7 protein-coding genes are annotated in these 7,071 nt (G+C 71.2%); 3 read left to right on the top strand and 4 right to left on the bottom strand.

From position 1 onward, the window contains the following. From D7W82_RS37505 to D7W82_RS37495, 3 genes are all read left to right on the top strand, one after another. Nucleotides 1-695, top strand: a 695-nt coding sequence (locus tag D7W82_RS37505; protein ID WP_199727989.1) for a fatty acid desaturase, incomplete at its 5' end; no start/stop codon positions are given. Nucleotides 696-729: 34 nt separating this feature from the next. Further along, on the top strand, nt 730-1,719 hold the full coding sequence (gene msrP, locus D7W82_RS37500; RefSeq protein WP_120622866.1) for a protein-methionine-sulfoxide reductase catalytic subunit MsrP: 990 nt from the start codon (nt 730-732) through the stop codon (nt 1,717-1,719). 3 nt (nt 1,720-1,722) lie between these two features. Further along, nucleotides 1,723-2,340 carry a sulfite oxidase heme-binding subunit YedZ gene (locus D7W82_RS37495; protein ID WP_120622865.1) on the top strand — a complete coding sequence of 206 codons (618 nt, stop codon included), beginning with the start codon at nt 1,723-1,725 and terminating at the stop codon, nt 2,338-2,340. Nucleotides 2,341-2,355: 15 nt separating this feature from the next. Here the strand turns inward: D7W82_RS37495 and D7W82_RS37490 are convergent, their stop codons facing one another. From D7W82_RS37490 to D7W82_RS37475, 4 genes are all read right to left on the bottom strand, one after another. Continuing rightward, entirely contained in the window at nt 2,356-2,730 is a 375-nt protein-coding gene (locus tag D7W82_RS37490) for a response regulator (protein WP_233588173.1), read from the bottom strand. A gap of 228 nt (nt 2,731-2,958) precedes the next feature. Next, nucleotides 2,959-4,182, bottom strand: a complete 1,224-nt coding sequence (locus tag D7W82_RS37485) for a hypothetical protein (RefSeq protein WP_120622863.1) — start codon at nt 4,180-4,182, stop codon at nt 2,959-2,961. Further along, entirely contained in the window at nt 4,179-6,734 is a 2,556-nt protein-coding gene (locus D7W82_RS37480) for a TonB-dependent receptor domain-containing protein (RefSeq protein ID WP_171427287.1), read from the bottom strand. Before D7W82_RS37480 ends, D7W82_RS37485 begins: the two co-directional genes overlap by 4 nt. Continuing rightward, nucleotides 6,731-7,071 (bottom strand): PEGA domain-containing protein (locus D7W82_RS37475; RefSeq protein ID WP_120622862.1); only part of this gene is annotated, 341 nt, incomplete at its 5' end. The genes D7W82_RS37475 and D7W82_RS37480, both read right to left, overlap by 4 nt.

Raw genomic sequence — 7,071 nt, 5'->3', positions numbered from 1 at the left:
CTCCCGACCCGTGGGGCGCCGTGCTCGCGCTCGCGGTGGTGGGCGCGTGGGGCGGGCACCTGGCGTGGATGCTGGCGGGCCCCGTGCTGCCGTGGGCCTCACCGCTCCCCTGGCTGCACGTCCTCTTGCAGATGTGGCTGTCCACCGGCCTCTTCATCACCGGGCATGACGCCATGCACGGCACCGTGTCCCTGAACCGCCGGGTGAACGCGGCGGTGGGGATGCTGGCCTGCTTCCTCTTCGCGGGGCTGTCCTACCGCCGGCTGGTGGTGAACCACCGGGCGCACCATGAGGACCCCACCGGCGACCATGACCCGGACTTCGCGGCCCGGGGCGTGTCGTTCTGGCCGTGGTTCGGGGCCTTCATGGTCCGCTACACGACGTGGCTCCAAATCGCGGTCATGGCGCTGAAGTTCAACGTGCTGCTGTGGCTGGGCGTCCCCCAGGCGCGCATCCTGGCCTTCTGGGTGCTGCCGTCGGTGCTGGCCACCGTGCAGCTGTTCTACTTCGGCACGTACCTTCCGCACCGGCGCCCGGAGGCGGAGGGGATGGCGCCGCACCATGCGCGCTCCCTGCCGCGCAACCACCTGTGGGCCCTGCTGTCGTGCTTCTTCTTCGGCTACCACTGGGAGCACCATCAGTCCCCCGGCACGCCCTGGTGGCGGCTGTGGCGGGTGAAGGACGCCCGGCGGTAACCGGAAAAGGCGCTGGGGCGTTATAGAGGGAGTCATGCGCGACAAGCTCCCTCCCGAGCCCCCCGGCTCCGAAGTGACGCCCGAGCAGCTCTACGTGCGCCGCCGCGAGTTCCTCAAGAACGCAGGCCTGTTCGCGGGCACGGCCGCGGTGGTGGGCGGCGGGCTGTACCTGCTGGGCATGAAGCGCACCCGGCCCATGGACGGCTTCGTGCCGGACGCGGGCGCGGTGGACCAGCCGGTGGCGCCCGCCCAGGGCCTCTTCAGCACGGACGAGCCGCGCACGCCCTACGAGGACATCACCACCTACAACAACTTCTACGAGTTCGGCCTGGACAAGAACGACCCGGCCCGCCGCGCGCACGCGCTGAAGACGCGGCCGTGGACGGTCGTCATCGACGGGGAGGTGCACAAGCCGTGGACCGTGGACGTGGATCAGCTCATCTCCGCCTTCCCGCTGGAGGAGCGCGTCTACCGGATGCGGTGCGTGGAGGCCTGGTCCATGGTGATTCCGTGGCTGGGCCTGCCCCTGGGCAAGCTGCTGGACCGCGTGCAGCCCACGTCCTTCGCGAAGTACGTGGCCTTCACCACGCTGGAGGACCCGGAGCAGATGCCCGGCCAGAAGAGCCCGGTGCTCGACTGGCCCTACGTGGAGGGCCTGCGCCTGGATGAGGCCCAGCACCCGCTGACGCTGCTGGCCACGGGCCTGTACGGCAAGCAGCTGCCCGCGCAGAACGGCGCCCCGCTGCGGCTGGTGGTGCCGTGGAAGTACGGCTTCAAGGGCATCAAGTCCATTGTCCGCATCACGCTCACGCGCGAGCAGCCGCCCACGACGTGGAACATCACCAACAAGCGCGAGTACGGCTTCTACGCCAACGTCAACCCGGCGGTGGATCACCCGCGCTGGAGCCAGGCCACGGAGCGCCGCATCGGTGAGACGTCGCGCCGGCCCACGCTGCCCTTCAACGGCTACGCGGACGCGGTGGCCGGCCTCTACAGCGGCATGGACCTGAAGCGGGACTTCTGAACGATGGCCTCCACCAAGCTCCCCTGGCTGAACCCCGCCATCGCCGTCGGAGGGCTCTCTCCGCTGCTGCTCCTCGCGGTGCAGGGGGCGCAGGGACAGCTGGGGGCCAACGGCATCGAGTTCGCCCTCAACCAGACGGGCCTCTTCGCGCTGGCGGTGCTGGTGGGCTCGCTGGCGTGCACGCCGGTGCGGCTGGTGACGGGCTGGACGTGGCCCGCGCGCATCCGCCGCACGCTGGGCCTCCTGGCCTTCACCTACGCGGCGGCGCACTTCCTCACCTACGCCGTGTTGGATCAGGGCCTGGACGTGCGCGCCATGGCGGAGGACGTCTTCACCCGGCCCTTCATCACCGTGGGCTTCACCGCGCTGATGCTGCTGGTGCCGCTGGCCGTCACCTCCACCCACAAATGGGTGCGGAGGCTGGGCTTCCCTGCGTGGCAGCGCCTGCACCGGCTGGCCTACGTGGCCGCGGTGCTGGGCGTGGTGCACTTCGTGTGGCGGGTGAAGAAGGACGTCACGGAGCCGGTGCTCTACGGGGCCGTCCTGGCGCTGCTCTTCGCCGTGCGCGTGGGCGAGGCGCTGCGCAAGCGGCGGGCGCTCGCGCGGGAGCGCCCGGCCTGAGCTGAAGGCTTTCCGCTACTTCGCGGCGGCGCGGGGCAGCGGGAGGATGGTGTCCACCAGCGTCATCAGCTGCGCGCAGCTCACCGGCTTGCGCACGAAGGCGCTGATGCCGGCCTTCTGGCCCAGCGCGCGCACCTCCGCCACGTTCGGGTCGCCCGTCATCATCAGGATGGGGACCTTGGACAGCCTGGCGTTGGCGCTGGCGCGGATCTGCCCGGCGAAGTCCGCGCCGTTCATCCCGTCCATGTGGAAGTCGGTGAGGATGAGGTCCACGTGCTCCGCCTCGGCGACCTTGAGGCCTTCCTCGGCGGACTCCGCCTCCAGGAACTCGAAGCTGCGGGCCATGAGGTAGATCTTCAGCAGCGTCCGGATGGAGCGGCTGTCATCCACCAGCAGTACACGCTGCGGGCCGGTCCCCCCGGTCGGACGGACCGTGGGCGTGCTCCCCGTGGGACGGGAGGGCGCGTTTTCGGGGGTGGAGAGAGGGCCGGCCTTCATCGGAATCAAAACCTCGGGGAGGAAACGCCTCCAGCGGCTCCGCCCATGGTCGCGGAAGGGCCCTGCGAAGTCAAAGCAACCAGGGCACCGCGCCGCGATTTCAGGAGGGCGAAAACGACCTCAGCGGACCTCCAGCACGAAGGCCTGGGACGGCACGCCCGGCAGCCCCACGGCCTCCGCGAGCGCCGGATCCAACTCGTTGGGCAGCCGCCACGTCTGCCCCGTGGACTGGAGCAGGGTGACGCTGTAGCGCCCCGGGGGGACGGCCGCGAGCGGCGCGGGCGCTGCGGGGTCACGCGCGTCCAGCGCGAGTGCGCGGATGGCCACCACCAGCTGCGGGACGAAGACGGGCTGCGTGCGGGGCTTCCCCTGTTCGTCGAGCAGCGCGGCGAGCAGGGCGTCGGGCGCCAGGCCCGCCGCCAGCACGGTCACGTCCGGCTTGCCGTCCTTGCCGCCATTGGCGCGCGCGTAGTCCACACCCTCCTCGTCCACCATGCCGTCGCGGTTGAGGTCGTTCTCGTCCACGTAGCCCGTCACGCCGTCCGCCAGCTTGCGGACGATGACGCGCGGCCAGAAGTCCGGCACGCCGTCGCCGTTGGCGTCGTCCGGGATGCCGTCCTTGTTGGCGTCGATCAGCTGCACCCAGAAGCCAGGAGGCCGCTGGTCCACCGCGCCGGTGAGGACCTGGGGCGTGAGCGTCAGCGTCTTCAGGGGCGTGGTCGCGGTGTTGAACTCGCGCGCGTCCGCGGTCTGGAAGGCGGGCCGGTCGAAGGGCACGGTGGCCGAGTCCGCGAAGGACACGGAGACGCCGGTGAGCGGCTGGGGCCAGCCGTCCGCGTCCGTCGACACCTCCAGGACGCGCGTGGCGCCGTTGGCGGGGTCCACCGCGCCGCCGCCCACGTCGCCCGCGTTGGGTTCGGAGGTGACGCCGTACCAGGGGTTGAAGTCCGACACGTGGCAGGGCTGCGGGAGGGTCCGGCAGGTGTCCGCGTCGATGAAGCCGCGCAGCAGATAGCGGCCCGGCTCCACCAGGCTCAGCGAGAACGGCGCGGTGAAGGGGCCGGTGGAGCTGTCCCCCAAGGACGCGCCGAACAGCTCCGCGGCGGTGACGACGGTGAAGGCCAGCGGCCGGCCGGAGCCCGCGGGCGGCGGCGGGTTGGCCGCGTCGTAGATGAACACGATGGCGTTGCCGCGGGCGCGCGACTGCACCACCAGGCTGCCCTCGATGCGGGCCGTGCGCGTGTGCTGGCGGCCGTCCGCCGTGGGCACCACGTCCGGGGCATCACAGCCGCCGGACAGGAGCGACGCGAGCGTGAACGCGAGGAAGGGAAGGGCGCGCTTCATGGGGTCACCGTGAGGTTGGCGAACACGCGCCGCTCGATGCGGTTGCCGAAGGGGTGCTCCGCGTGGCCGCCACCGAGCTGGCTGCCCTGCAGCGCCACGGAGACGAAGTCCTTCACCACGGTGTAGCCCACGCGGGCGTTGACGACGGTGTACGCGGGGAGGTTGTTGGCGATGAGGTCCACGCGCGTCGGGTCGGACGCGGAGGGCTCGCGCTCCACCCAGGTGGTGGAGGTCGTGAACGCCGCTTCGATGCCGAACTCCAGGTCCGTGCGCGTGCGGTAGGTGACGCCGCCGAAGAGGCGGAAGGCCGGCGTCTGGCTGCACGTGCCGCACTGGCCTTCATCCGGCAGGTCGGAGCTGACGTGCTGGTACGCGGCGCTCGCCTTCACGCCCAGGCCGTCGATGGGGGACACGTTGATGCCCGCCTCGACGCCGCGCGCGGTGTAGATGGCGGCCTCGTTGGTGAACATGGAGCGGCCCAGCAGGTAGCTGCCGGTGCCGCTGTCGAAGGACTCGCCGGCGGGCAGGGACTGCACGGGCGAGAGGGCGATGAGGTCCTTCACCGTGTTCTGGTAGAGGGCCACGTCCCAGTCCAGGCCCAGGCGCGGGGACTCACCGCGCCAGCCCAGCTCCAGCGCGTTGAGGCGCTCGGGGCGCAGCGTCCGGTTGCCGGTGGTCAGCAGGCTCACTCCGTTGACGCCCGGCACGGGCACGGGCAGCCGGGTGTAGCTCTCCAGGAACGTGGGCTCGCGGAAGGCGGTGGCCACGGACGCGCGGAAGGCGTGCCCCTCCATGGGCTGGAACACCGCGGACAGGCGCGGCGACTGCGCGATGCCCGGGTTGCCCTTGTCGAGCAGCGGGTGGCGGTCCACGCGGTAGCTGACGATGAGGCGCAGGGGCTGCACGATGCGCCACTCGTCCTGGACGAAGGCCGCCGCGTGGAACTCCTCGCGCAGGCCGTCCAGGTAGGTGAAGGCCACGCGCTTCAGGCGGCCCTCCACGCCGATGTTCACCTGGTGCTCACCGGCCAGCTCGAAGCCGCGCGCGTACAGCGCTTCACCGTTGAAGACGTTGGACGCGACGCTGGTGCCCAGCGAGCGCTGGCCAATGGCCTCGTACTGCGGGCCGGCGTCGCCGGACAGGTGGTTCCAGAACGCCTTGAGCTTCACGGCGCCCAGCTCCACGTCCGCCTTGGCGTACGCGCCCAGGCCGTCGATGTAGTAGTTGCGCAGCAAGCCCAGCGGGTAGATCTCCGTCAGGTAGCGGTGCACGCCGCCGGAGACGCCAATCGCGCGGCCCTCCTCGAACGTGTAGACGGTGGACAGGTTGGCGCGAGCCCCGCGCTGCCCCAGGTCCGGATCCGCGGGCCCCTGAAGCGCGAAGTCCGGACGGCCGGACTCGTAATCGCGGCTCCACTTGTCCTGCTGCTGGTAGGCGGCGGACGCGCGGTAGCGCAGGGCCCCGTTCTGCCCGTGGCTGACGAAGGAGCCCTGCACGGTGTTGCCGCCGCCCGCCATGGCGCCGAAGCGCGCGCGCCGGCCGGTGCCGGGGGCCTGGGTGATGATGTTGATGACGCCCAGCATCGCGTTGGCGCCGTACAGCGCGCTGCCCGGTCCGCGGATGACCTCGATGCGGTCGATCTCCTCCAGGCCGATGGGCAGCCCCGCCCACACCGTGAGGCCGAGGAAGTCCTGGTACTCCGTGCGGCCGTCCACCAGCACCAGCACCTTGTTGGCCAGCCGCTGGTTGAAGCCGCGCAGGCTGACGTTGGCGCTGCCCACGCCCATGGCCATCACGTCCGCGCCGGGCACGCGGCGCAGGAGCTCCGGCAGCGTGGTGGCGCCCGACAGGCGGATGTCCTCCGCCGTGATGACGGTGGTGGCGTTGGGCGCCTCCAGCGAGGACTGGGCGCGGCGGCTCGCCGTCACGACGCGCTCTTCATACGGCACCAGGCCCTGGTCGCCGGAGGTGTCGCCGGATTCGGCGTTGCCGCTGGAGCTGACGGTGGGGCCGGGCGTGGCCGCGGGCTGCTGAGCGCCCTGCGGCTGGGCGGACATGGACTCCGCGCGGGCGACGGCCTTCTCCAGCCGCTCCATGAGCGTGGCCAGCTGCTGCTGGGCCTGGATGCTCGTGGGCGGCGGCGGCGGCATGGGCAGGCCGGTGGTGCCCGTCGTGCCGGTCTCGGTGCCGGGGGCGGGCGCCTCCGCCTGGGCCGCCTTCTGCGTGGACTCCAGGCGCGTCACCTGGGCCTGCACGTTGGCGGCGTCCGGAGGGTTGGAGGCGAGGTAGCGCTTGTAGGCGTCCAGCGCTTCGTCCAGCCGGCCCGCGTCCTGGTACGCCCGGGCGATGTTGTAGAGGACGCTGGGGTGCGGCTTGATGGTGTAGGCCGCTTCCAGCTCTGCGATGCCTTCATCGAACTGCTTCTGCTCGATGAGGTTCATGCCGTTGCGGAAGTGGCGGCGCGCTTCAAGTCGCGCGTCCGCCAGGGCCTCGGTCGCGCAAAGACACAGCGCGAGGAGCGCCCCACGTCGGAAGGCTGTCGGGGGATTCACTGGTACGGATCGTCCTTGTACGAGGAGCTGGGAGCCTTGGGGGAAGGCTTCGGTCCCGGTTGCTTCTTGATGCGCGGAAGCTTGATGGAGACGTTGACGGTGGAGCCCGGCTCGCCCGCGTACTTCTTGCTGACGGTCTGGTAGCCGTCCATGGCGAACGACACCTCCACGGACGCGAGGCCCGGGCCGTCAGGGGTGTGGTTGATGACCAGCGGCGTCGTGCCACGCACCTTGCCGTCGAGCATGATCTCCGCGCCCTGGGGCTCGCTGTCCAGGTCGAAGCGCACGGGCAGGGGGGCGGCGGGCGGCGGCGCCACGGCGGCGGTCTCCTCGACGG

Source organism: Corallococcus sp. CA049B (assembly GCF_003611685.1).
GTDB classification, from domain to species: domain Bacteria; phylum Myxococcota; class Myxococcia; order Myxococcales; family Myxococcaceae; genus Corallococcus; species Corallococcus coralloides.
The sequence above is the reverse complement of the archived record's forward strand: the minus strand, read 5'-3'. Positions and strand labels throughout refer to the sequence as shown.